Raw genomic sequence first — 24,189 nt, forward strand, 5'->3', positions numbered from 1 at the left:
TAAATGAATGTAAAAGAAAATACAGAACGTGTTTTTCGAGAAGTCGCAGAAGCAAGTCTGAGTGCTCATCGCGAGAGTGGCTCAGTCTCTGTCATTGCAGTTACCAAGTATGTAGATGTACCGACAGTGGAAGCATTGCTTCCGCTAGGGGTTCATCATATCGGTGAAAATCGTGTAGATAAGTTTCTAGAGAAATATCAAGCTTTAAAAGATCGAGATGTGACTTGGCATTTGATTGGTACCTTGCAAAGACGTAAGGTGAAAGATGTCATTCAATACGTTGATTATTTCCATGCATTGGATTCAGTAAAGCTAGCAGAGGAAATCCAAAAAAGAAGTGACCGAGTCATCAAGTGTTTCCTTCAAGTAAATATTTCTAAAGAAGAAAGTAAACACGGCTTTTCGAGAGAAGAATTATTGGAAGTCTTGCCAGAGTTAGCCAAACTAGATAAGATTGAATATGTTGGTTTAATGACGATGGCACCTTTTGAGGCTAGCAGTGAGCAGTTGAAAGAAATTTTCAAGGCGACCCAAGATTTACAAAAAGAAATCCAAGAAAAACAAATTCCAAATATGCCTATGACCGAGTTAAGTATGGGAATGAGTCGTGATTATAAAGAAGCGATTCAATTCGGTTCCACCTTTGTTCGTATAGGTACAGCATTTTTTAAGTAGGAGAGAACCATGTCTTTAAAAGATAGATTCGATAGATTTATAGATTATTTTACGGAGGATGAGGACCTAAGTCTCCCTAATGAAAAACGAGATGAGCCTATTTTAACTCCAGTAAATTCTACACAGGAAAAGGCTCTCTCAACGAATCAAACACCAAGCACAAGTAGTACAAAAGAAAATAATATTACTAGACTGCATGCACGTCAACAAGAGTTAGCAAAGCAAAATCAGCATTCTACTGAAAAAGTAACAATTGATGTTCGTTATCCTAGAAAATATGAAGATGCGATAGAAATTGTTGATTTATTAGCAGGAAACGAAAGTATTTTGATTGATTTTCAATATATGACTGAAGTGCAAGCTCGTCGTTGTTTAGATTATCTGGATGGAGCTTGCCATGTTCTAGCTGGAAATTTGAAAAAGGTAGCTTCTACCATGTACCTGTTGACACCAGTGAATGTTATTGTAAATGTTGAAGATATTCGTTTACCAGATGAAGATCAACAGGGTGAGTTTGATTTTGATATGAGACGAAATAGAGTACGATGATGATTTTTTTAATTCGTTTGATTTATAATGCAGTGGATATTTACTCCCTGATTTTGGTAGCCTTTGCTGTCATGTCTTGGTTTCCAGGTGCCTATGAATCAAGTTTGGGTCGTTGGATTGTAGCATTGGTAAAACCAGTGCTTGCTCCTTTGCAACGCCTGCCTTTACAGATAGCAGGTCTTGATTTATCTGTTTGGGTTGCGATTGTTTTGATTCGATTTTTAGGAGAAAACCTAGTCCGTTTTCTGGCGATGATAGGATGAATAAAGGGATTTACCAGCATTTCTCCATAGAAGATCGTCCCTTTCTTGATAAGGGAATGGAATGGATAAAGAAGGTAGAAGATAGCTATGCTCCTTTTTTAACTCCTTTTATCAATCCTCATCAGGAGAAGCTATTAAAAATTTTGGCCAAAACCTATGGTCTTGCTTGTAGCAGTAGTGGGGAATTCGTCTCGAGTGAGTATGTTCGAGTTTTATTATATCCAGATTATTTTCAGCCAGAGTTTTCAGATTTTGAAATATCTCTCCAGGAAATAGTGTATTCCAATAAATTTGAACACTTAACGCATGCTAAGATTTTAGGGACAGTCATCAATCAATTGGGAATTGAACGGAAACTTTTTGGAGATATCCTAGTAGATGAAGAACGGGCGCAGATTATGATTAATCAGCAGTTTCTTCTTCTCTTTCAAGATGGATTAAAGAAAATTGGCCGTATACCCGTGTCGCTGGAGGAACGTCCTTTCACCGAGAAAATAGATAAGCTAGAACAGTATAGAGAGCTGGATTTATGCGTGTCTAGTTTTAGATTAGATGTTCTTTTATCAAATGTTTTAAAACTATCTAGAAATCAAGCAAACCAGTTGATTGATAAGAAACTTGTCCAAGTAAATTATCATATGGTAGACAAATCAGATTATACTGTTCAAGTTGGAGACTTGATTAGTGTGAGAAAATTTGGGCGTTTGAGGTTGCTTCAAGATAAGGGACAGACTAAAAAAGAGAAGAAAAAAATAACAGTCCAGTTATTATTAAGTAAGTGAGGAAAAATATGCCAATTACATCGTTAGAAATCAAAGATAAAACCTTTAGCACACGTTTTAGAGGTTTTGATCCAGAAGAAGTAGATGAATTTTTAGATATTGTAGTTCGTGATTATGAAGATTTAGTTCGTTCTAATCATGATAAGGATTTACATATTAAAAATTTGGAAGAGCGTTTGTCTTACTTTGATGAGATGAAAGATTCGTTGAGCCAGTCTGTATTGATTGCCCAAGATACAGCTGAGAGAGTGAAACAAACAGCACACGATCGTTCAAATAATATTATTCATCAAGCTGAACAGGATGCACATCGATTATTGGAAGAAGCCAAATACAAGGCAAATGAAATTCTTCGTCAGGCTGCTGATAATGCTAAGAAAGTTGCTGTTGAAACCGAAGAATTGAAGAACAAGAGTCGTGTCTTCCACCAACGTCTCAAATCTACAATTGAGAGTCAGTTGGCTATTGTTGAATCTTCAGATTGGGAAGATATTCTTCGTCCAACAGCTACTTATCTTCAGACAAGTGATGAAGCCTTTAAAGAAGTTGTTAGCGAAGTACTTGGAGAACCGATTCCAGCTCCAATTGAGGAAGAACCAATTGATATGACACGTCAATTTTCTCAAGAAGAAATGACAGAGTTACAGGCTCGTATTGAGGCAGCCAATAAAGAATTGGCTGAATTTGAAGCTCAAGCTAAACAGGAAGTGGAAAACCCAACTCCTGTATCGAGTCCTCAAATTGAAGAAGAGACAGCTCATCCAGTTGGTCCAATGTATGAAGAACCAGAAGTAGCTCCAGTACATCCTTCGGCTCCAACACCAGCTACAGAAACGTTTGATTCAGCACCAGGATTTGAAGCACCGCAAGAATCCGTTACAATTTTATAAGAAATAATCTGAGAACAATATCTTATCCTTATATTTCCAGCGAGCAGGAGATGGTGTGAGTCCTGTAATCCCTATTGATAAGATTATCCTCTCAAACAATCAAGTCTGAATGGAGTAAGATTTGACGTTCCCCACGTTACGGGATAAGAGGAAAAAAGCTGAGTCTTTTTTCGAATAAAGGTGGTACCACGATTTTCGTCCTTTTTGGAAGTCGTGGTTTTTAATTTGTTATTATTTATAAAGGAGATACCATGAAACTCAAAGATACCCTTAATCTTGGGAAAACAGCTTTCCCAATGCGTGCAGGCCTTCCGACCAAAGAGCCAGTTTGGCAAAAGGAATGGGAAGATGCAAAACTTTATCAACGTCGTCAAGAATTGAACCAAGGAAAACCTCATTTCACCTTGCATGATGGCCCTCCATACGCTAACGGAAATATCCACGTTGGACATGCTATGAACAAGATTTCAAAAGATATCATTGTTCGCTCAAAATCTATGTCAGGTTTTTACGCACCATTTATCCCGGGTTGGGACACTCATGGTCTGCCAATCGAGCAAGTTTTGGCAAAACAAGGTGTCAAACGTAAAGAAATGGACTTGGTTGAGTACTTGAAACTTTGCCGTGAATACGCTCTTTCTCAAGTAGATAAACAACGTGAAGACTTTAAACGTTTGGGGGTTTCTGGTGACTGGGAAAATCCATATGTGACTTTGACTCCTGACTATGAAGCAGCCCAAATCCGTGTATTTGGTGAGATGGCTAATAAAGGTTATATCTACCGTGGTGCCAAGCCAGTTTATTGGTCTTGGTCATCCGAGTCAGCCCTTGCTGAAGCGGAGATTGAATACCATGATTTGGTTTCAACTTCCCTTTACTATGCCAACAAGGTAAAAGATGGCAAAGGTGTTCTAGATACAGATACTTATATCGTCGTTTGGACAACGACTCCATTTACTATCACTGCTTCTCGTGGTTTGACTGTTGGTGCGGATATTGATTACGTCTTGGTTCAACCTGCTGGTGAAGCTCGTAAGTTTGTGGTTGCTGCAGAATTATTGACTAGCTTGTCTGAGAAGTTTGGTTGGGCTGATGTTCAAGTTTTGGCAACTTACCGTGGTCAAGAACTCAACCACATCGTAACAGAACACCCATGGGATACAGCTGTAGATGAGTTGGTTATCCTTGGTGACCATGTTACCACTGACTCTGGTACTGGTATTGTCCATACAGCCCCTGGTTTTGGTGAGGACGACTACAATGTTGGTATTGCTAATGATCTTGAAGTCGCAGTCACTGTTGACGAACGTGGTATCATGATGAAGAATGCTGGTCCTGAGTTTGAAGGTCAATTCTATGAAAAGGTAGTTCCAACTGTTATTGAAAAACTTGGTAACCTCCTTCTTGCCCAAGAAGAAATCTCTCACTCATATCCATTTGACTGGCGTACGAAGAAACCAATCATCTGGCGTGCAGTTCCACAATGGTTTGCCTCAGTTTCTAAATTCCGCCAAGAAATCTTGGACGAAATTGAAAAAGTGAAATTCCACTCAGAATGGGGTAAAGTTCGTCTTTACAATATGATTCGTGACCGTGGCGACTGGGTTATCTCTCGTCAACGTGCTTGGGGTGTTCCACTTCCTATCTTCTATGCTGAAGATGGTACAGCTATCATGACTGCTGAAACGATTGAACATGTGGCTCAACTCTTTGAAGAACATGGTTCAAGCATTTGGTGGGAACGTGATGCCAAAGACCTCTTACCAGAAGGATTTACTCATCCAGGTTCACCAAATGGCGAATTCAAGAAAGAAACAGACATCATGGACGTTTGGTTTGACTCAGGTTCATCATGGAATGGAGTTGTGGTAAACCGTCCTGAATTGACTTACCCAGCAGACCTTTACCTAGAAGGTTCAGACCAATACCGTGGTTGGTTCAACTCATCACTCATCACATCTGTTGCCAACCATGGTGTAGCACCTTACAAGCAAATCTTGTCACAAGGTTTTGCCCTTGACGGTAAAGGTGAGAAGATGTCTAAATCTCTTGGAAATACCATTGCTCCAAGTGATGTTGAAAAACAATTTGGTGCTGAAATCTTGCGTCTTTGGGTAACAAGTGTTGACTCAAGTAATGACGTGCGTATTTCTATGGATATCTTGAGCCAAGTCTCTGAAACTTACCGTAAGATTCGTAATACTCTTCGTTTCTTGATTGCCAACACATCTGACTTTAACCCAGCTCAAGATACAGTCGCTTACGATGAGCTTCGTTCAGTTGATAAGTACATGACGATTCGCTTTAACCAGCTTGTCAAGACCATTCGTGATGCCTATGCGGACTTTGAATTCTTGACAATCTACAAGGCCTTGGTGAACTTTATCAACGTTGACTTGTCAGCCTTTTACCTTGATTTTGCTAAGGACGTTGTTTACATCGAAGGTGCTAAATCATTGGAACGCCGTCAAATGCAGACTGTTTTCTATGACATTCTTGTCAAAATCACCAAACTCTTGACACCAATTCTTCCTCACACTGCGGAAGAAATCTGGTCATACCTTGAGTTTGAAGCCGAAGATTTTGTTCAATTGTCAGAATTGCCAGAAGCGGAAACTTTTGCTAATCAAGAAGAAATCTTGGATACATGGGCAGCCTTTATGGACTTCCGTGGACAAGCTCAAAAAGCATTGGAAGAAGCTCGTAATGCAAAAGTAATCGGTAAATCACTTGAAGCACACTTGACAGTTTATCCAAATGAAGTTGTGAAAACTCTACTCGAAGCAGTAAACAGCAATGTAGCTCAACTTTTAATCGTGTCTGAATTGACCATCGCAGAAGGGCCAGCTCCAGAAGCTGCCGTTAGCTTCGAAGATGTCGCCTTCACTGTTGAACGCGCTGCAGGCCAAGTATGTGACCGTTGCCGTCGCATAGACCCAACAACAGCAGAACGCAGCTACCAGGCAGTCATCTGTGACCACTGTGCAAGCATCGTAGAAGAAAACTTCGCGGACGCAGTCGCAGAAGGATTTGAAGCGAAATAGTTTCGAGTAGTCTGGAGAATATTCATGAATTGAGTGTTTTAACTAGTTATGGTATAATATTTAGTATAAAATATTAAAGGAGATTTATTATGAAGTCAAAAGCTTTAGCACTTTATAGTGGTATTGTTGGTTTAGTAGGTGGAATATACTTGCTTATTGCCCCATTTCTTTTACTAGCAGCAGTTGTGAGTACAGCTGCTACAGCAACAGCTACACAGAGTCCTGAATTAACTGCATCTACAACAGTTGCAGGAGTTGCAGGAGTTTTACTTCCAACCGTTTTAAAAATTGCTATTTTAGTTTTAGGAATTGTTGCGATTGTATACTATAAGGGAGAAAGTCGTGTTGGTTCGGCTCCTTCTGTCCTATTAATCGTAGGTGGAGCAGTTGGCTTGATTCCAGCCCTTGGTTGGGTAGGAGGAATCCTAGCAATTATCGGTGGTTCACTATTTTTAGGAAGTCTCAAAAAATTCAAAGTTGAAGGATAAAAAATAAGGAAAAGGATTGTCAAACAGTCCTTTCCTTTTTGGTTTTGACTAGCTTTTTTGTGAAAAATTGTGTAAAATAGAATAGATAAACGAGGGGAAACCTCGGAAAATTTAAAGGAGAATCCATCTAATGGTAAAATTGGTTTTTGCTCGCCACGGTGAGTCTGAATGGAACAAAGCTAACCTTTTCACTGGTTGGGCTGATGTTGATTTGTCTGAAAAGGGAACACAACAAGCGATTGACGCTGGTAAATTGATCAAAGAAGCTGGTATCGAATTTGACCAAGCTTACACTTCAGTATTGAAACGTGCTATCAAAACAACGAACTTGGCTCTTGAAGCTTCTGACCAATTGTGGGTTCCAGTTGAAAAATCATGGCGCTTGAACGAACGTCACTACGGTGGTTTGACTGGTAAAAACAAAGCTGAAGCTGCTGAGCAATTTGGTGATGAGCAAGTTCACATCTGGCGTCGTTCATACGATGTATTGCCTCCAAACATGGACCGTGATGATGAGCACTCAGCTCACACTGACCGTCGTTACGCTTCACTTGACGACTCAGTTATCCCAGATGCTGAAAACTTGAAAGTGACTTTGGAACGTGCCCTTCCTTTCTGGGAAGATAAAATCGCTCCAGCTCTTAAAGATGGTAAAAACGTATTCGTAGGAGCTCACGGTAACTCAATCCGTGCCCTTGTAAAACACATCAAAGGTTTGTCAGATGACGAAATCATGGACGTGGAAATCCCTAACTTCCCACCATTGGTATTCGAATTCGACGAAAAATTGAACGTAGTTTCTGAATACTACCTTGGAAAATAAAAAATTGTAAGTCTAGAATTGATTTCTAGGCTTTTTATGTTAGTATGGTAGTATGATAAGTAATAAAAAACAAGATTATGTACTGACCTACAAGCAACCAGCGTCAACAACATATAAGGGTTGGGAAGAAGAGGCCTTACCGATAGGTAATGGTTCTTTAGGGGCAAAAATATTTGGTCTTATAGGGGCTGAACGGATTCAATTCAATGAAAAAAGTCTCTGGTCTGGTGGTCCACTTCCTGATAGTTCCGATTATCAGGGTGGAAATCTTCAGGACCAGTATGGTTTTTTAGGTAAGATTCGGCAGGCTTTGGAGAAGAGAGACTACAATACTGCTAAGGAACTGGCTGAACAGCACCTGGTCGGGCCCAAAACGAGTCAATATGGGACCTATCTGTCTTTTGGGGATATTCATATTGAGTTTAGCAAGCAAGGCAAGACTTTGTCTCAGGTGACGGATTACCAGAGACAGCTGAATATCAGTAAGGCGCTTGCGACGACTTCTTATGTCTATAAGGGAACGAAATTTGAACGTGAAGCTTTTGCGAGTTTTCCAGATAATCTCTTGGTTCAGCGCTTTACTATGGAAGGGGCGGAAACTCTAGATTTTACTATAGAACTGTCGCTGAGTCGTGATTTGGCTTCTGATGGAAAGTATGAGCAGGAGAAGTCTGATTATAAGAAATGCCAGCTGGATATCTCTGCTTCTCATATCTTGATGAAGGGGCGGGTCAAGGACAATGCCCTCCAATTTGCTAGTTGTCTAGCTTGGGAAACAGATGGGGATATTAGAGTTTGGTCAGATAAGGTTCAGATATCAGGAGCCAGTTATGCCAATCTTTTCTTGGCTGCTAAGACTGATTTTGCCCAAAATCCTGCTAGTAATTATCGCAAGAAAATAGATTTAGAGCAACAGGTAAAGGACTTAGTGGATATAGCTAAAGAAAAGGGCTATACCCAATTGAAATCAAGGCATATTGAGGACTACCAAGCATTATTCCAGCGTGTTCAATTGGATTTGGAAGCTGATGTTGACGTATCCACTACAGATGATTTGCTAAAAAATTATAAGCCACAAGAGGGACAGGCTTTGGAGGAGCTGTTCTTCCAGTATGGACGGTATTTATTGATTAGTTCTTCTAGAGACTGTCCAGATGCTCTACCAGCTAACCTACAAGGGGTCTGGAATGCGATCGACAATCCTCCTTGGAATTCGGACTATCACCTGAATATCAACTTGCAGATGAATTATTGGCCAGTCTATGTTACCAATCTACTAGAGACGGCCTTTCCGGTTATCAACTATGTAGATGATTTGCGTGTCTATGGTCGCCTAGCAGCTGCAAGGTATGCAGGAATCGTCTCTCAGGAAGGGGAGGAGAATGGTTGGTTGGTCCATACTCAAGCGACTCCTTTTGGCTGGACGGCACCTGGTTGGGATTACTATTGGGGCTGGTCGCCAGCTGCCAATGCGTGGATGATGCAAACGGTCTATGAAGCCTATACATTTTATAGGGACCAAGACTATCTCAGGGAGAAAATTTATCCCATGTTGAGGGAAACGGTTCGTTTTTGGAATACCTTTTTACATGAGGATAAGGAGGCCCAGCGTTGGGTATCTTCTCCATCTTATTCGCCAGAACATGGGCCGATTTCGATTGGCAATACCTATGACCAATCTCTGATTTGGCAATTATTCCATGATTTTATTCAGGCTGCTCAAAAATTGAGGCTGGATGAAGACTTGTTGACGGAAGTCAAAGAAAAGTATGATTTATTAAATCCTCTTCAAATTACTCAATCTGGTCGAATCAGGGAGTGGTATGAGGAGGAAGAGCAGTATTTTCAAAATGAGAAAGTGGAAGCTCAACATCGGCATGCTTCCCATCTGGTGGGACTTTATCCTGGAACTCTCTTTAGTCATAAGGGGCAAGAGTATCTTGATGCGGCGCGTGCTAGCCTCAATGATCGTGGAGATGGGGGAACAGGCTGGTCCAAGGCTAATAAGATCAATCTCTGGGCGCGTTTGGGAGATGGCAATCGAACCCATAAATTATTAGCAGAGCAGTTAAAGACATCCACCTTGCCCAATCTTTGGTGTAGCCACCCTCCTTTTCAGATAGATGGTAATTTTGGTGCTACTAGTGGCATGGCAGAAATGTTGCTTCAGTCTCATACAGCTTATCTGGTGCCCCTAGCTGCCCTACCTGATGCATGGTCATCAGGTTCCGTTTCAGGCTTAATGGCACGTGGACATTTTGAAGTTAGTATGCGCTGGGAGGATAAAAAACTCTTACAGATGACCATTTTATCAAGAAGTGGAGGAGATTTGCGAGTTTCTTATCCAGGTATTGAAAAAAGTGTGATTGAAGTCAATCAAGAAAAAGCAGAAGTGAAATGCATGGGGAAAGATTGTATTTCAGTGGAGACTGCAGAAGGCGATATGGTTCAATTCTATTTTTAAGAAGAGGATAGAAGGCAGTGGTTTGAGACTGCCTTTTTTGAAGGATTTGAGAATGTAAGCAGTTTCCAACTAGTTGAAAAAGCGTTATAATGGTAGTAGGAAGTAATTTGTTTAAGAGAGGGTGGGTCTGATGGCTTATATTGAGATGAAACACTGTTACAAGCGTTATCAAGTTGGGGACACGGAGATTGTCGCCAATCGTGATGTGAATTTTGAGATTGAAAAAGGCGAGTTGGTGATTATCCTTGGTGCATCAGGTGCTGGTAAGTCAACAGTTCTTAATCTTCTCGGAGGAATGGACACCAATGACGAGGGGGAAATATGGATTGATGGTGTCAATATTGCAGACTATAGTTCCCACCAGAGAACCAATTACCGTAGAAATGATGTCGGTTTTGTTTTTCAGTTTTATAATCTAGTTTCCAATCTGACAGCCAAGGAAAACGTAGAACTGGCCTCAGAAATTGTGACAGATGCTTTGGATCCTGAGCAGGTCTTGACAGATGTAGGTCTGGCTCATCGTCTCAATAATTTTCCAGCCCAGCTTTCTGGAGGAGAGCAACAGCGAGTCTCCATTGCACGCGCGGTAGCCAAAAATCCTAAAATTCTACTTTGTGATGAGCCAACTGGAGCCTTGGATTATCAGACGGGGAAGCAGGTTTTGAAAATTCTCCAAGATATGTCTCGTCAAAAGGGAGCGACGGTGATTATCGTGACCCATAATAGCGCGCTAGCTCCTATTGCGGATCGAGTGATTCATATGCATGATGCCAGTGTCAAGGATGTGGTGATTAACCAGCATCCTCAGGATATTGACAGTTTGGAGTACTAGCATGATTAAACGAAAAACTTATTGGAAGGACTTGATTCAGTCCTTCAGCGGCTCCAAGGGGCGTTTTTTATCCATCTTGACCTTGATGATGTTGGGCTCTCTAGCCCTAGTAGGTCTCAAAGTAACCAGCCCTAATATGGAGGCGACAGCTAATGCTTATTTAACAATTGCTCAAACCTTGGATTTGGCAGTTATGTCTAATTATGGTTTGGATCAAACAGATCAAGAAGAACTAGAACAGATAGAGGGCGCAGAGGTTGAGTTTGGCTACTTGACAGATGTGGCTATGGATAATGGTCAGGATGCCATTCGGCTGTATTCTAAACCAGAGCGAATTTCAACCTTTCAGCTAAGAGAGGGACGACTTCCGCAGTCAGACAAGGAAATCGCTTTGGAAAGTCATCTGCAGGAGCAATACAGCGTGGGACAGGAGATTAGTTTTAAAGAAAAAGAAGGCGGTCATTCCTCTTTAAAAGACCATACTTTTACCATTACTGGTTTTGTGGATTCAGCTGAAATCCTCTCTCAGCGAGATATGGGATACGCAGGAAGCGGAAGCGGGACTCTGACAGCATACGGGGTGATTTTACCTAGCCAGTTTGATCAGAAAGTCTACAATATAGCTCGTTTGAAATATCAAGATTTGTCAGGTTTAAATTCCTTTTCAGTAGCTTATGAAGAAAAATCCAAGCAACATCAGGAAGAGCTTGAACAAGCTTTATCAGATAATGGCAAGGCACGTCTGCAAGTCTTGAAAAAAGAAGGGCAAGAATCTCTCGATAAGGGGCAAGAGACTCTTGACAAGGCTCAGGCTAATTTGCAGGAAGGCAAGCGTCGTTTAGCAACTGCTCAAGCTCGTTTACAGGCTCAGGAAAGTCAACTAGCCTTGTTGCCTCAAGCTCAGAGAGAGCAGGCAAGTGTTCAACTTACCCAAGCCAAGCAGGAATTGAGTAAGGAAGAGGATAAACTAAAGCAGGCTGAACAAAATTTAGCCCAAGAAAAGGAAAAATTAGAAAAACATCAGCAAGTCTTGGATGATTTAGCTGAGCCCAAGTATCAGGTCTATAATCGTCAGACCATACCAGGTGGTCAGGGATATCTCATGTACAGCAATGCTTCAGCCAGTATTCGGGCAGTGGGCAATATCTTTCCTGTAGTTCTTTATGCCGTTGCAGCCATGGTGACCTTTACAACCATGACTCGCTTTGTGGATGAAGAGCGAACACATGCAGGGATTTTTAAGGCTTTGGGCTATCGCAGTAAGGATATTATCGCTAAATTTCTCCTCTACGGTCTAGTAGCTGGGACTGTCGGAACAGCTCTAGGTAGCATACTTGGTCATTATTTGCTAGCCAGTGTGATTTCAAGTGTCATTACAAAAGGCATGGTAGTGGGAGAAACCCAGATTCAGTTCTATTGGACTTATAGTTTACTGGCTCTTGGCTTGAGTTGGTTAGCGAGTGTGTTACCGGCCTATCTGGTGGCTCGGAGGGAACTTCACGATGAAGCAGCCCAGCTTTTACTGCCTAAACCTCCTGTCAAAGGAGCTAAAATCTTACTGGAGCGCATCGGTTTTATCTGGCGTCGTCTCAGTTTTACCCATAAGGTAACAGCCCGCAATATTTTTCGTTATAAGCAACGGATGTTGATGACAATCTTTGGTGTGGCAGGTTCTGTAGCCCTGCTCTTTGCAGGCTTGGGAATCCAATCCTCTGTAGCAGGAGTTCCGTCTAGACAGTTTCAACAAATCCAACAGTATCAAATGATTGTCTCTGAAAATCCTAGTGCGACCAATCAGGACAAGGCAGAGTTGGAAGAAGTGTTGAAAGGGCAGGATATTCAAGCCTACCAGAAAATCTATTCTAAGACGCTAGACAAGGATTTCAAAGGCAAGGCTGGCCTTCAGACCATAACTCTTATGATGACAGAGAAGGAGGATTTGACACCCTTTATCCATCTGCAAAATCATCAGCAGGAGCTGACATTAAAAGATGGAGTTGTCATCACAGCTAAACTAGCCCAGTTGGCAGGTGTCAAGGTTGGGCAGACTTTAGAAATTGAAGGTAAGGAACTAAAGGTCGCTGCCATTGCTGAGAACTACGTTGGTCACTTTATTTATATGAGTCAAGCTAGCTATGAGCAAATTTACGGACAGCTACCCCAAGCCAACACTTATTTGGTCTCGTTAAGGGATACCAGTGCTACTAGTATCGAAAGACAGGCCGGCTTACTTATGAATCAAGCTGCGGTGTCCAGCGTTGTCCAAAATGCTTCGGCTATTCGACTCTTTGACTCCGTCGCAAGCTCACTCAATCAGACCATGACCATCTTGGTAATCGTGTCGGTTCTATTGGCTATTGTTATCCTCTACAATTTGACCAATATCAACGTGGCTGAGAGAATCCGTGAACTCTCCACTATCAAGGTTCTCGGCTTTCATAATAATGAAGTCACCTTCTACATTTACCGTGAGACGATTTTGCTGTCTCTTGTGGGAATCGTACTTGGTTTGGTATCTGGTTTCTATTTACACCAATTTTTGATTCAAATGATTTCTCCTGCGACTATTCTCTTTTATCCGCAGGTAGGCTGGGAAATCTACGTAATCCCAGTGGCAGCAGTAAGCATCATTTTGACCTTGCTTGGTTTCTTTGTCAATTATCATCTGAGAAAGGTTGATATGCTTGAAGCCTTGAAATCTGTAGAGTAAGGTAGTTATTTTTAGCTGATTGAACTTCTATTTACTCGTAAGCAAAAATCTTCCGTTTCAAAGAGTAGGGAACTCTTTGAAACGGAAGATTTTTTTCTATAGGGCTTTAGCAGCTGCAATTGCGGCTTCGAAGTTTGGTTCAGAGTTGATATTGTCCACGTATTCAACGTAGCGAATCGTATTGTCAGTATCGAGGACAAAGACTGCGCGTGCCAATAGGTGCCACTCATTGATTAAGAGAGCGTAATCACGACCAAAGGAATGGTCGAAATAGTCTGAGAGCATGATGGCATTTTCAATTCCCTCAGCACCACACCAACGTTTTTGGGCAAAAGGGAGGTCCATGGAAACAGTCAAGACAACCGTATTATCCAGTCCAGCCAGTTCTTCATTAAAACGACGCGTTTGAGTTGAGCAGATGCCTGTATCGATAGAAGGCACGACACTCAAGACTTTTTTCTTGCCATCAAAATCAGCTAGAGATTTTTTAGAAAGGTCTGTTGTAGTGAGTGAAAAATCAAGTGCCTTGTCGCCGACTTGTAGTTGTTTACCTGTAAAGCTCACAGGATTTCCGAGAAAAGTTACCATAAGATACTCCAATCTTTTTTCTTCCATTTTAGCTGAAACAGTCGGAATTTTCCAATGATTTGACCGGAAATGTGGGCATAGAAAAAACGCCAGCTCATGTGAGAATGACGTTTTTCAGAGGCTTATACTCAATGAAAATCAAAGAGCAAACTAGGAAGCTAGCCGCAGGCTGTACTTGAGTACGGCAAGGCGACGCTGACGTGGTTTGAAGAGATTTTCGAAGAGTATTATTTTGCCAATCCTTCAGCAATCTTATCAAGGTTGTATTTCATCATGTTATAGTAGCTGTCACCTTCTTTACCTTGTTCTGCGATAGAGTCAGTAAAGATTTGTGCGTAGATTGGGATGTTTGTGTCTTGTGAAACAGTCTTCATTGGACGGTCATCTACACTTGATTCTACAAAGAGTGAAGGAGTTTTTGTTTGGCGAAGTTTTTCAACCAAGGTCTTGATTTGGTCAGGAGTTCCTTCTTCTTCAGTATTGATTTCCCAGATATAGGCACTTGGGACACCGTAGGCTTTAGAGAAGTATTTGAAGCATCCTTCACTGGTTACGATCAATTTCTTCTCAGCAGGGATATTGTTAAATTTCTCCTTAGCTTCCTTGTCAAGTTTGTCTAGCTTATCAGTATATTCTTTAAGATTTTTTTCGTAGAATTCCTTGTTGCTAGGGTCTTTAGCGCTCAATTGTTTTGCGATATTTTTAGCAAAGATCATACCGTTTTCAAGGTTAAGCCAAGCGTGTGGGTCTTCTTTGCCTTTTTCGTTTTGACCTTCAAGGTAGATAACATCAACGCCTTCGCTGACTGCAAAGTAGTCTTTGTTTTCAGTTTTCTTGGCATTTTCTACCAATTTTGTAAACCAAGCATTGCCACCTGTTTCAAGGTTGATACCGTTATAGAAAATCAAATCAGCTTGAGAAGTTTTCTTAACGTCTTCAGGAAGTGGTTCGTATTCGTGTGGGTCTTGACCAACAGGAACGATACTGTGAAGATCAATCTTATCACCAGCAATATTTTTAGTAATATCAGCGATGATTGAATTTGTAGCAACAACTTTTAGTTTTTGACCAGAAGCTGCATCTTTTTTTCCGCTAGCACATGCTACAAGAGCGATGACGGAAAGAAAGAGAACGAGTAATGTACCTAATTTTTTCATTAGATCCTCCAATTTATTGGGGTTTTGCCCCTTATTTTAACAAATGTTTATTTTTCAGTTTCAAATATCGTTGTTTTGGAGCGATAAAGAAGCTAATGAGAAAGAAACTAGCAGCTGTGAGCACGATACTAGAACCTGCCGCAACGTTAAAGCTATAACCGATAAAGAGTCCCAAAACTGAAGCTATCGCTCCAAAGGTTGAGGAAAGGAAAATCATGCTTTTCAGGCTATTAGCATACAGATAAGCAGTTGCAGCTGGGGTAATCAGCATGGCTACAATCAGGATAGTTCCGACACTTTGCATGGCTGTCACAGACACGAGAGTCAAGAGTACCATGAGAAGGTAGTGATAGAAATTGACAGGCATTCCCATGGCTTTAGCCAAGAGTTCATCAAAGGAAGTTATCAAGAGTTGCTTGAAGAAAATCCAGATCAACAAGAGAATGACTGCCCCAACACCCATAGTAATAAACATATCCGTATCTTGGACGGCTAGGATATTACCAAAAAGGATATGGAAAAGGTCAGTTGAACTTTTAGCGACACTAATCAAGATGATACCGAGGGCTAAGAAAGAAGAAAAGGTAATGCCGATGGCGGTATCGCTTTTGATAATCGAGTTCCCCTTGATGTAGGTAATGATGATGGCAGCTAGCAATCCAAAGACAATAGCTCCGATAAAGAAGTCAACGCCCAAGATGAAGGAGAGGGCTACACCTGGCAAGACAGCATGTGAAATGGCATCTCCCATGAGTGACATCCCGCGTAGAATGATGAAACATCCTACAGCTCCAGCTACGACCCCGACGACAATGGCTGTTATCAAGGCATTTTGTAAGAAATGGAATTTTTGCAATCCATCGATAAATTCTGCAATCATAGGTCACCTCCATTGAAAAAGAGTCGATTACCGTAAGCTTCTTTGAGATTGGCTTCGGTAAAGGTTTCTTTGGTTGGACCAAAGGCAATCACTTCTCGATTGACAAGCAAGACTTGATCGAAGTAGTGGGGAACCTTGCTGAGGTCGTGGTGGACGATGAGAACCGTCTTCCCAGCTTTTTTCAGATCTCTCAGCGTATTCATGATGATTTCCTCACTGACAGAGTCAATCCCAACAAAGGGTTCATCCAAGAGGATATAGTCGGCTTCCTGTACCAAACATCTGGCAATCAAGACCCGCTGGAATTGACCTCCAGACAGTTGACTGATTTGCCGTTCAGCATAGTCAGCTAGACCGACGATTTCAAGGGCTTCTTGCACTTTCTTCCAATGTTTAGCCTTTAAACTTCGAAAGAGAGGGATAGAGGGAAAGAGTCCTAACGAGACACATTCCTTGACCTTGATGGGAAAGTTGTAGTCGATATTGATTTTTTGTTCGACATAGGCGATTCGATGTAAGGATTTTTTAACTTCCTTGTCATCGAGAAATGCCTGACCTTGATGTGGGATAATTCCCAGCATCCCTTTTAATAATGTTGATTTTCCAGCACCGTTTGGACCAATGATACCGGTAATTGTTGGTCCTTGGAGCACTAGTGAAATATCCTTAAGTGCCAATGTTTCTTTGTAGGAGACACTGAGGTTTTCGATACGTATCATAGACTTGTATTCCTCCTGTCTCTTAATATACATTAAAAAAAAAATTAAGTCAAGTTAATTTTTGAAAAAATTAAAATAATAACTGAAAAATGATGGAAAAGGAAAGTTCATTTTTAATTGCATTCCCAAGCAATTTTTGTTAAGCTAGCAATAACTTAAAAAAAATGAAAGCGAGAACAAGATGACACGTTATCAAGACGATTTTTATGATGCTATCAATGGAGAATGGCAGAAGACGGCTGAAATCCCAGCAGATAAGTCTCAAACGGGAGGTTTTGTTGATTTAGACCAGGAAATTGAAGACTTGATGTTGGCGACAACAGACAAGTGGTTGGCAGGAGAAGAAGTGCCTGAGGATGCTATCTTGGCAAACTTTGTTAAATACCACCGCCTAGTACGTGATTTTGACAAGAGAGAAGCTGACGGTATCACACCTGTTTTGCCTCTTCTTAAAGAGTTCCAAGAATTGGAGACTTTTGCGGATTTCACAGCTAGACTAGCAGAGTTTGAACTTGCAGGAAAACCAAACTTCCTTCCTTTTGGTGTATCACCAGACTTTATGGATGCTAGAATCAATGTTCTATGGGCTAGTGCTCCAAGCACAATCCTGCCAGATACGACCTACTATGCAGAAGACCATCCTCAGCGCGAAGAGCTCTTGACTCTTTGGAAAGAAAGCAGCTCAAATCTCCTCAAGAAATATGATTTCTCTGATGAAGAAATTGAAGATTTGCTAGAAAAAAGACTAGAATTGGACCGTCGAGTTGCGGCAGTGGTGCTCTCTAATGAAGAAAGTTCAGAGTATGCTAAACTTTACCATCCATATGCTTACGAAGATTTCAAGAAATTTGCGCCTGCTCTACCTTTGGATGACTTCTTCCAAGCCGTTCTTGGACAAGTACCAGACAAGGTTATCGTAGACGAGGAACGTTTCTGGCAAGCAGCAGATCAATTCTATAGTGAAGAGGCCTGGCCTCTCCTCAAGGCAACCTTAATTTTAAGTGTTGTCAATCTCTCAACCAGCTATTTAACAGAAGAAATCCGTGTCTTGTCAGGTGCCTATAGCCGTGCGCTTTCAGGAGTTCCAGAAGCCAAAGACAAGGTCAAGGCAGCCTACCAGCTAGCACAAGGTCCTTTCAAACAAGCCTTGGGTCTCTGGTATGCCCATGAAAAATTCTCCCCAGAGGCTAAGGCAGACGTGGAGAAAAAAGTGGCAACTATGATTGATGTTTATAAGGAACGCTTGGCTAAAAATGACTGGCTGACTCCTGAAACTCGTGACAAGGCCATCGTCAAACTCAATGTTATCAAGCCTTATATCGGTTATCCAGAAGAATTGCCAGCACGATACAAGGACAAGGTAGTGGATGAGACTGCTAGTCTTTTTGACAATGCTCTAGCCTTTGCGCGTGTGGAAATCAAGCACAGTTGGAGCAAGTGGAACCAGCCTGTGGACTACAAGGAATGGGGCATGCCTGCTCATATGGTCAATGCTTACTACAATCCACAGAAGAACCTGATTGTCTTTCCAGCGGCCATTTTACAGGCTCCTTTCTATGACTTGCATCAGTCATCTTCTGCTAACTACGGGGGTATCGGGGCGGTTATTGCCCATGAAATTTCCCACGCCTTTGATACCAACGGAGCTTCCTTTGATGAAAATGGTAGCCTAAAGGATTGGTGGACAGAGAGCGACTATGCCGCCTTCAAGGAGAAAACACAAAAAGTTATTGACCAATTTGATGGACAGGATTCTTATGGAGCAACCATCAATGGTAAATTGACTGTATCAGAAAATGTGGCTGACTTGGGAGGGATCGCTGCAGCGCTTGAAGCAGCCAAGAGAGAACCAGACTTCTCAGCAGAAGAATTCTTCTACAACTTCGGTCGCATCTGGCGCATGAAAGGTCGTCCAGAATTTATGAAACTTTTGGCTAGCGTCGATGTGCATGCACCAGCCAAACTCCGTGTCAATGTACAAGTACCAAACTTCGATGATTTCTTTACAACCTATGATGTCAAAGAAGGAGACGGTATGTGGCGTTCACCAGAAGAGCGCGTGATTATTTGGTAATGCAAAAAGGTAAGTAATTAGAAAAAGGCATCCAATCAGGTCTGAAAACTTGATTGGATGCCTTTTATAATGGAAAGACTTGCTGGATAGTTTACTTAAATTGCGATAGTCATTATCATCAAAATCTTGCTAGAAAAAAGGATTAAAAGTTTTTTCGTGAGCGATAGTAGTAGCTGGACCATGTCCTGGATAGACATCATAGTTTGGTAGAGTGAAAAGTTGAGTCTGGATACTGTGAAGTAGTTGCTCCATGCTACCAGTCGGAAGGTCGGTCCGTCCGATTGTTTCACGGAACAAAGCATCTCCTGTCAAGACTAGGTGAGCATCAGGAAAGACGATAGAAACACCACCGATAGAATGTCCTGGTGTTGGTAAGACAGTGAAACGAAATTCCTCTAGTTGGTATTCTTCGTGAAAGATAAAAGTGTGTTCAGCAGGTTTTGCGACCACATCTGCCATATCATCGTGGCGAGGTAGCCCAGAGAGATTATCGACAGGAGTGTAGAGCCAGCTAGCTTCACTCTCTGCGATATAGACAGGAGGATTGCCAAAAGTCTCGCGAACCAAGTCCAGACTCATGATATGGTCATAATGGGCATGGGTCAATAGAATAGCGCAGATTGGTTTGTTGATCTTCTCGATTGTCTGACGAATGGCTTCCCAATGGCTACCAGGATCGACAACGATGAGGTGATTTTCGCCTTCTAGGTAATAGGTGTTTTCATAGGCAACAGGATTCACGGTTTTATGGATTTTCATACTAGCTCCAATCTCAAAGAATGCACTAATACTCTTCGAAAATCAAATTCAAACCGCGTCAACGTCGCCTTGCCGTACTCAAGTACAGCCTGCGGCTAGTTTCCTAGTTTGCTCTTTGATTTTCATTGAGTATAAATTAAGTATAGCACAGTTGGGGAAAATAGGTAAGGATTTAGAATGAACTTAAAAACCAGCATGACTGGATGAAGACAGGCTGGTTATCAATTTATCAATATTGGAGAGGTGTCAATTGCCCTTCATAGGTTGCATAAACTCCGTCATTAGCTTGTTTGATAGATGTGATGTTTAGAGTGCCACCGTAGTTGGCTTCTCGTTTATCGCTATATTCACTATAAGTTATCCTATTGGGCAGGTTCTGGTCGTTAGCATAGTATTGAACGACTGTTTTTTTATAGCTTTGCTGGCTGAATAGGAACAGGTAGCTAACTCCTAACACTAGGAGAGCAAAGATAGAAATAGCAGTTTTTTTCATAGGTGTTCTCCTTATAAACTAAAGGATAAAAGAAAGTATCTTGAGGATTTTTAATTTCAAAATCCAGTCAAGGTACCAGTGTATGTGACACGAGTTCCACCGTTTATCTTTCGTATATTCAATGGAATTGGGGAAGTCAGAAAGTCTTTCGGTTACAATATGGTTTCCGTTCTTCTATCTCTCCTTCTATCACCTAAGTTTAAAATCTAACTTCGTAATATATTATAGACTAATAATTCAGAATTATCAAGCAATTCTGAATTATTTTTTTCTTATTCTGTTCCAATCTAGTTTTCATATTCTTAAAAAAGTGATAAAATGGTAGGAAGAATTGGAGAGTAGAGATGCCAAAAGAAGTGAATTTAACAGGCGAAGAAGTTGTCGCTTTAACCAAAGAATATTTAACGGAAGAGGATGTCCATTTTGTCCATAAGGCCTTGGTTTATGCTGTTGAATGCCATAGTGGTCAATATCGCAAATCAGGTGAGCCTTATATCATTCACCCCATCCAAGTGGCAGGTATTTTAGCCAAGCTCAAGCTGGATGCTGTAACAGTAGCTTGTGGTTTCTTGCATGATGTGGTGGAAGATACAGATGCGACCTTGGACGATTTGGAAAGAGAGTTTGGTCCTGATGTGCGCGTGATTGTCGATGGAGTTACCAAGCTCGGTAAGGTCAAGTACAAGTCTCACGAAGAGCAATTAGCGGAAAATCATCGCAAGATGCTCATGGCCATGTCTGAGGACATCCGTGTTATCTTGGTCAAACTGTCTGACCGCTTGCACAATATGCGGACCCTGAAACATCTTCGAAAAGACAAGCAGGAGCGTATTTCCAAAGAAACCATGGAAATCTATGCCCCACTTGCCCATCGTTTGGGGATTTCCAGTGTCAAATGGGAATTGGAAGACCTATCTTTCCGTTACCTCAACCCAACGGAGTTTTACAAGATTACCCATATGATGAAGGAAAAGCGTAGGGAGCGTGAGGCCTTGGTGGATGAGGTGGTCACAAAATTAGAGGAATATACGACGGATCATCACTTGAGAGGGAAGATTTATGGTCGTCCCAAGCATATTTACTCTATTTTCCGCAAAATGCAGGATAAGAGAAAACGGTTTGAGGAAATCTATGACCTGATTGCTATTCGCTGTATTTTAGATACCCAAAGTGATGTTTATGCCATGTTGGGTTATGTGCATGAACTTTGGAAACCCATGCCTGGTCGCTTTAAAGACTATATCGCTAACCGCAAGGCCAATGGTTACCAGTCTATCCATACGACTGTTTATGGGCCAAAAGGGCCGATTGAATTCCAGATTCGAACTAAAGCCATGCACGAGGTGGCTGAGTACGGGGTTGCGGCTCACTGGGCTTATAAGAAAGGCGTTAAGGGGCAGGTTAACAGCAAGGAATCAGCTATTGGGATGAACTGGATCAAGGAGATGATGGAGCTCCAAGACCAGGCTGATGATGCCAAAGAATTTGTGGACTCGGTCAAGGAAAACTATCTGGCTGAGGAGATTTACGTCTTTACCCCAGATGGAGCTGTCCGTTCACTTCCAAAAGATTCAGGACCGATTGACTTTGCCTATGAAATCCATACAAAAGTCGGAGAAAAAGCAACTGGTGCTAAGGTCAATGGTCGTATGGTTCCACTGACAACCAAGCTCAAGACAGGGGATCAGGTTGAAATTGTTACCAACCCGAACTCCTTTGGGCCGAGCCGTGACTGGCTTAACATGGTCAAGACCAGCAAGGCCCGTAACAAGATTCGTCAGTTCTTTAAAAATCAAGATAAGGAATTGTCTGTCAACAAGGGTCGTGAGATGTTGATGGCCCAGTTCCAAGAAAACGGCTATGTAGCCAATAAATTCATGGACAAGCGCCACATGGACCAAGTTCTACAAAAGACCAGCTACAAGACAGAAGAATCCCTCTTTGCGGCCATTGGTTTTGGCGAAATTGGTGCGATTACCGTCTTTAACCGTCTGACTGAAAAGGAACGTCGTGAAGAAGAACGTGCCAAGGCCAAGGCGGAAGCAGAAGAACTTGTCAAAGGTGGCGAGGTCAAGGTTGAAAACAAAGAAACCCTCAAGGTCAAGCATGAGGGTGGTGTGGTCATTGAAGGTGCCTCAGGTCTCCTCGTGCGGATTGCCAAGTGTTGTAATCCTGTTCCTGGTGATGATATTGTCGGCTATATCACTAAGGGGCGTGGTGTGGCTATTCACCGTGTGGACTGTATGAACCTGCGTGCCCAAGAAAACTACGAGCAACGTCTCCTTGATGTGGAGTGGGAAGACCAGTATTCAAACTCAAATAAGGAGTATATGGCTCATATCGATATCTATGGTCTCAACCGTACAGGACTGTTGAACGATGTACTGCAAGTTCTTTCAAACACAACCAAGAACATCTCAACGGTCAATGCCCAACCAACCAAGGATATGAAGTTTGCTAATATCCATGTGTCCTTCGGCATTGCTAACCTCTCGACGCTGACCACGGTCGTAGATAAGATTAAGAGCGTACCAGAGGTCTATTCTGTTAAACGGACCAACGGCTAATTGGCCTAGCTCTTACTAGAAAGGCTATTATGAAAATCATTATCCAACGGGTTAAAAAAGCCCAAGTGAGTATCGAAGGTCAGGTTCAGGGAAAAATTAATCAGGGACTCTTATTGCTGGTTGGTGTTGGACCAGAGGACCAAGAGGAAGATTTGGACTATGCTGTGAGAAAACTGGTCAATATGCGGATTTTTTCAGATGCAGAAGGCAAGATGAACCTGTCTGTCAAAGATATTGAAGGAGAAATCCTCTCTATTTCTCAGTTTACCCTCTTTGCGGATACTAAGAAAGGCAATCGTCCAGCCTTTACAGGTGCAGCCAAGCCTGATATGGCATCAGACTTCTATGATGCATTCAATCAAAAATTAGCGCAAGAAGTGCCCGTTCAGACAGGCATCTTTGGAGCGGATATGCAGGTTGAGCTGGTCAATGATGGGCCAGTTACCATTATCCTAGATACTAAAAATAGATAAGAAAGACCAAGCCCAGCCGGCTTGGTTTTTCTCATCTATCATAAAATGCTCCAAAAAGAAATCGGTTCTTGATAGGGCTTGGGGAAATCTTGTTTCAGGCTTTGGCAAGTGCGATAGGAAGGGATGATGTGTCCTAGGATGAGGAGGGTATCCTGAAGGAAAAGTGGGATGCTACTTAAAAATATCAAGGAGAGAATCATCAGGCTATCCCATAGGAGGATTTGTAAGGCAAAACGCCAGAATCGCGGTCTAATCTGGGAATAGAGTTGACTAAAGTGGTCACAAAGCTGATTAGACAGATAGGTCAATAGCACAGGATGAAAGAAAATGAGCCAACCGCTATAAATTAAAATCCAATCCCAAGTAAGCCCTTCTTTAAATGTCAAAAATGCCAGCATAATTCCATCAATGACAAGGAGTTGAATAGTTTTGATGAAGATGATTTTTTTCATGCTAAAACCTCCTTTTCCTTAGAGACACTCCCATAAAGTGATGTGTTTATCGTAAAAGTCTGGATAGTTTTCTCTTAGGTAGTCAGTCGTCAGATAATATAAAGTATAATGACAAGCAGTGACGATTGGCATAAGAGTGGAAAATCGCTGAGAACTAGTGAAGGCTAAGAGAACAAATGATAGAAAGTCGCTGATGAGCACCCCTAAATAGTAGAAGCGAATCATTTTATTGATTTGAGGATAAATCTCAGCGAATTGATTTTTTAGTTGGACGACCAAGCGAAATAGCAGGAGTCCCTGAACAAGGAGGAAAATAAAACCAGTGAGCAAGAGCCAGTCGAAAGCTGTCTCGGGTCTAGTGCTAAAAAATGCAAGTAGTAGCAAATCAATGACTGCAATGGCTGCAAAATGGATTCTAAAGAGATTTTTCATAAGATGACCTCCCTCTTTTATCTAGCTTCATTCTACTCCAAAAGAATGGGAGTTACAAGTAAAATGATAAAAAAT

At 41.7% G+C, this 24,189-nt stretch carries 22 protein-coding genes; 14 read left to right on the forward strand and 8 right to left on the reverse strand.

Translation table 11 applies throughout. The features are described from left to right. The first annotated feature begins 3 nt into the window (after positions 1–3). From N8L90_RS07115 to N8L90_RS07165, 11 genes are all read left to right on the forward strand, one after another. Positions 4–675 (forward strand): YggS family pyridoxal phosphate-dependent enzyme, encoded by a 672-nt coding sequence (locus N8L90_RS07115; protein WP_261024815.1) that lies wholly within the window; start codon positions 4–6, stop codon positions 673–675. A 9-nt stretch (positions 676–684) separates the two neighbouring features. Continuing rightward, a complete protein-coding gene (locus N8L90_RS07120; protein WP_000053379.1) occupies positions 685–1,224 on the forward strand; it encodes a cell division protein SepF in 540 nt (179 codons plus the stop codon). Beyond that, positions 1,224–1,487 (forward strand): YggT family protein, encoded by a 264-nt coding sequence (locus N8L90_RS07125; protein ID WP_101776779.1) that lies wholly within the window; start codon positions 1,224–1,226, stop codon positions 1,485–1,487. Before N8L90_RS07120 ends, N8L90_RS07125 begins: the two co-directional genes overlap by 1 nt. Then, positions 1,484–2,269, forward strand: coding sequence for a YlmH family RNA-binding protein (locus N8L90_RS07130; protein WP_261024817.1), 786 nt, complete (start codon positions 1,484–1,486; stop codon positions 2,267–2,269). Before N8L90_RS07125 ends, N8L90_RS07130 begins: the two co-directional genes overlap by 4 nt. An 8-nt stretch (positions 2,270–2,277) precedes the next feature. Further along, positions 2,278–3,159 (forward strand): DivIVA domain-containing protein, encoded by an 882-nt coding sequence (locus N8L90_RS07135; protein ID WP_314725727.1) that lies wholly within the window; start codon positions 2,278–2,280, stop codon positions 3,157–3,159. A gap of 251 nt (positions 3,160–3,410) precedes the next feature. Further along, the gene (gene ileS / locus N8L90_RS07140) at positions 3,411–6,203 is read left to right on the forward strand and encodes an isoleucine--tRNA ligase (protein WP_261024818.1); all 2,793 of its coding nucleotides are present in this window, start codon (positions 3,411–3,413) and stop codon (positions 6,201–6,203) included. A gap of 89 nt (positions 6,204–6,292) precedes the next feature. Next, positions 6,293–6,691: a hypothetical protein gene (locus N8L90_RS07145; RefSeq protein WP_000836729.1), complete on the forward strand. Its 399-nt coding sequence runs from the start codon at positions 6,293–6,295 to the stop codon at positions 6,689–6,691. A gap of 130 nt (positions 6,692–6,821) precedes the next feature. Continuing rightward, on the forward strand, positions 6,822–7,514 hold the full coding sequence (locus N8L90_RS07150; protein WP_000240129.1) for a phosphoglycerate mutase: 693 nt from the start codon (positions 6,822–6,824) through the stop codon (positions 7,512–7,514). 52 nt (positions 7,515–7,566) lie between these two features. Further along, on the forward strand, positions 7,567–9,978 hold the full coding sequence (locus N8L90_RS07155) for a glycoside hydrolase family 95 protein (RefSeq protein WP_261024820.1): 2,412 nt from the start codon (positions 7,567–7,569) through the stop codon (positions 9,976–9,978). Positions 9,979–10,108: 130 nt separating this feature from the next. Continuing rightward, positions 10,109–10,810 (forward strand): ABC transporter ATP-binding protein, encoded by a 702-nt coding sequence (locus N8L90_RS07160; RefSeq protein ID WP_261017700.1) that lies wholly within the window; start codon positions 10,109–10,111, stop codon positions 10,808–10,810. A 1-nt stretch (position 10,811) separates the two neighbouring features. Continuing rightward, entirely contained in the window at positions 10,812–13,520 is a 2,709-nt protein-coding gene (locus N8L90_RS07165; RefSeq protein WP_261024821.1) for an ABC transporter permease, read from the forward strand. A 96-nt stretch (positions 13,521–13,616) separates the two neighbouring features. Here N8L90_RS07165 and tpx read toward each other — a convergent pair whose 3' ends face one another. The 4 genes from tpx to N8L90_RS07185 form a co-directional block, all read right to left on the reverse strand. After that, positions 13,617–14,108 (reverse strand): thiol peroxidase, encoded by a 492-nt coding sequence (gene tpx / locus N8L90_RS07170; protein WP_000256026.1) that lies wholly within the window; start codon positions 14,106–14,108, stop codon positions 13,617–13,619. A 227-nt stretch (positions 14,109–14,335) separates the two neighbouring features. Continuing rightward, positions 14,336–15,265 carry a metal ABC transporter substrate-binding lipoprotein/adhesin PsaA gene (gene psaA / locus N8L90_RS07175; RefSeq protein WP_000733076.1) on the reverse strand — a complete coding sequence of 310 codons (930 nt, stop codon included), beginning with the start codon at positions 15,263–15,265 and terminating at the stop codon, positions 14,336–14,338. Positions 15,266–15,296: 31 nt separating this feature from the next. Beyond that, positions 15,297–16,145, reverse strand: a complete 849-nt coding sequence (locus N8L90_RS07180) for a metal ABC transporter permease (RefSeq protein WP_049500957.1) — start codon at positions 16,143–16,145, stop codon at positions 15,297–15,299. After that, positions 16,142–16,864: a metal ABC transporter ATP-binding protein gene (locus N8L90_RS07185; RefSeq protein ID WP_070842407.1), complete on the reverse strand. Its 723-nt coding sequence runs from the start codon at positions 16,862–16,864 to the stop codon at positions 16,142–16,144. The genes N8L90_RS07180 and N8L90_RS07185 overlap by 4 nt, the downstream gene beginning before the upstream one ends. 181 nt (positions 16,865–17,045) lie before the next feature. Between N8L90_RS07185 and pepO the strand changes: the two genes are divergently transcribed. Next, positions 17,046–18,938 carry an endopeptidase PepO gene (gene pepO, locus N8L90_RS07190; RefSeq protein ID WP_261024822.1) on the forward strand — a complete coding sequence of 631 codons (1,893 nt, stop codon included), beginning with the start codon at positions 17,046–17,048 and terminating at the stop codon, positions 18,936–18,938. Between the two features lie 129 nt (positions 18,939–19,067). On the opposite strand, the gene N8L90_RS07195 is transcribed toward pepO, so the two are convergent. Together N8L90_RS07195 and N8L90_RS07200 are read right to left on the reverse strand one after the other, a co-directional pair. After that, positions 19,068–19,697 (reverse strand): MBL fold metallo-hydrolase, encoded by a 630-nt coding sequence (locus N8L90_RS07195; RefSeq protein ID WP_247939532.1) that lies wholly within the window; start codon positions 19,695–19,697, stop codon positions 19,068–19,070. A gap of 229 nt (positions 19,698–19,926) precedes the next feature. After that, positions 19,927–20,190, reverse strand: a complete 264-nt coding sequence (locus tag N8L90_RS07200) for a hypothetical protein (protein ID WP_000750452.1) — start codon at positions 20,188–20,190, stop codon at positions 19,927–19,929. Between the two features lie 344 nt (positions 20,191–20,534). On the opposite strand from N8L90_RS07200, the gene N8L90_RS07205 reads away from it, so the two are divergent. Beyond that, complete coding sequence (locus tag N8L90_RS07205) at positions 20,535–22,757, forward strand: RelA/SpoT family protein (RefSeq protein WP_001123811.1); 2,223 nt, start codon at positions 20,535–20,537, stop codon at positions 22,755–22,757. Between the two features lie 29 nt (positions 22,758–22,786). Further along, the gene (dtd, locus tag N8L90_RS07210; RefSeq protein WP_000691419.1) at positions 22,787–23,230 is read left to right on the forward strand and encodes a D-aminoacyl-tRNA deacylase; all 444 of its coding nucleotides are present in this window, start codon (positions 22,787–22,789) and stop codon (positions 23,228–23,230) included. A 38-nt stretch (positions 23,231–23,268) separates the two neighbouring features. Here the strand turns inward: dtd and N8L90_RS07215 are convergent, their stop codons facing one another. Both N8L90_RS07215 and N8L90_RS07220 read right to left on the reverse strand, forming a co-directional pair. Beyond that, complete coding sequence (locus N8L90_RS07215; RefSeq protein WP_000720030.1) at positions 23,269–23,682, reverse strand: hypothetical protein; 414 nt, start codon at positions 23,680–23,682, stop codon at positions 23,269–23,271. A gap of 18 nt (positions 23,683–23,700) precedes the next feature. Beyond that, the gene (locus tag N8L90_RS07220) at positions 23,701–24,114 is read right to left on the reverse strand and encodes a hypothetical protein (RefSeq protein ID WP_261024826.1); all 414 of its coding nucleotides are present in this window, start codon (positions 24,112–24,114) and stop codon (positions 23,701–23,703) included. Positions 24,115–24,189 lie beyond the last annotated feature (75 nt).

Source organism: Streptococcus mitis (assembly GCF_946190115.1).
Taxonomy (GTDB): Bacteria; Bacillota; Bacilli; order Lactobacillales; family Streptococcaceae; genus Streptococcus; species Streptococcus mitis_CO.

What these genes read in the sequence shown, in the direction of transcription:
- N8L90_RS07115 (WP_261024815.1), top strand. Translation starts at nt 4, where the DNA reads ATGAATGTAAAAGAAAATACAGAACGTGTTTTTCGAGAAGTCGCAGAA.
- N8L90_RS07120 (WP_000053379.1), top strand. Translation starts at nt 685, where the DNA reads ATGTCTTTAAAAGATAGATTCGATAGATTTATAGATTATTTTACGGAG.
- N8L90_RS07125 (WP_101776779.1), top strand. Translation starts at nt 1,224, where the DNA reads ATGATTTTTTTAATTCGTTTGATTTATAATGCAGTGGATATTTACTCC.
- N8L90_RS07130 (WP_261024817.1), top strand. Translation starts at nt 1,484, where the DNA reads ATGAATAAAGGGATTTACCAGCATTTCTCCATAGAAGATCGTCCCTTT.
- N8L90_RS07135 (WP_314725727.1), top strand. Translation starts at nt 2,278, where the DNA reads ATGCCAATTACATCGTTAGAAATCAAAGATAAAACCTTTAGCACACGT.
- ileS (WP_261024818.1), top strand. Translation starts at nt 3,411, where the DNA reads ATGAAACTCAAAGATACCCTTAATCTTGGGAAAACAGCTTTCCCAATG.
- N8L90_RS07145 (WP_000836729.1), top strand. Translation starts at nt 6,293, where the DNA reads ATGAAGTCAAAAGCTTTAGCACTTTATAGTGGTATTGTTGGTTTAGTA.
- N8L90_RS07150 (WP_000240129.1), top strand. Translation starts at nt 6,822, where the DNA reads ATGGTAAAATTGGTTTTTGCTCGCCACGGTGAGTCTGAATGGAACAAA.
- N8L90_RS07155 (WP_261024820.1), top strand. Translation starts at nt 7,567, where the DNA reads ATGATAAGTAATAAAAAACAAGATTATGTACTGACCTACAAGCAACCA.
- N8L90_RS07160 (WP_261017700.1), top strand. Translation starts at nt 10,109, where the DNA reads ATGGCTTATATTGAGATGAAACACTGTTACAAGCGTTATCAAGTTGGG.
- N8L90_RS07165 (WP_261024821.1), top strand. Translation starts at nt 10,812, where the DNA reads ATGATTAAACGAAAAACTTATTGGAAGGACTTGATTCAGTCCTTCAGC.
- tpx (WP_000256026.1), bottom strand. Translation starts at nt 14,108, where the DNA reads ATGGTAACTTTTCTCGGAAATCCTGTGAGCTTTACAGGTAAACAACTA.
- psaA (WP_000733076.1), bottom strand. Translation starts at nt 15,265, where the DNA reads ATGAAAAAATTAGGTACATTACTCGTTCTCTTTCTTTCCGTCATCGCT.
- N8L90_RS07180 (WP_049500957.1), bottom strand. Translation starts at nt 16,145, where the DNA reads ATGATTGCAGAATTTATCGATGGATTGCAAAAATTCCATTTCTTACAA.
- N8L90_RS07185 (WP_070842407.1), bottom strand. Translation starts at nt 16,864, where the DNA reads ATGATACGTATCGAAAACCTCAGTGTCTCCTACAAAGAAACATTGGCA.
- pepO (WP_261024822.1), top strand. Translation starts at nt 17,046, where the DNA reads ATGACACGTTATCAAGACGATTTTTATGATGCTATCAATGGAGAATGG.
- N8L90_RS07195 (WP_247939532.1), bottom strand. Translation starts at nt 19,697, where the DNA reads ATGAAAATCCATAAAACCGTGAATCCTGTTGCCTATGAAAACACCTAT.
- N8L90_RS07200 (WP_000750452.1), bottom strand. Translation starts at nt 20,190, where the DNA reads ATGAAAAAAACTGCTATTTCTATCTTTGCTCTCCTAGTGTTAGGAGTT.
- N8L90_RS07205 (WP_001123811.1), top strand. Translation starts at nt 20,535, where the DNA reads ATGCCAAAAGAAGTGAATTTAACAGGCGAAGAAGTTGTCGCTTTAACC.
- dtd (WP_000691419.1), top strand. Translation starts at nt 22,787, where the DNA reads ATGAAAATCATTATCCAACGGGTTAAAAAAGCCCAAGTGAGTATCGAA.
- N8L90_RS07215 (WP_000720030.1), bottom strand. Translation starts at nt 23,682, where the DNA reads ATGAAAAAAATCATCTTCATCAAAACTATTCAACTCCTTGTCATTGAT.
- N8L90_RS07220 (WP_261024826.1), bottom strand. Translation starts at nt 24,114, where the DNA reads ATGAAAAATCTCTTTAGAATCCATTTTGCAGCCATTGCAGTCATTGAT.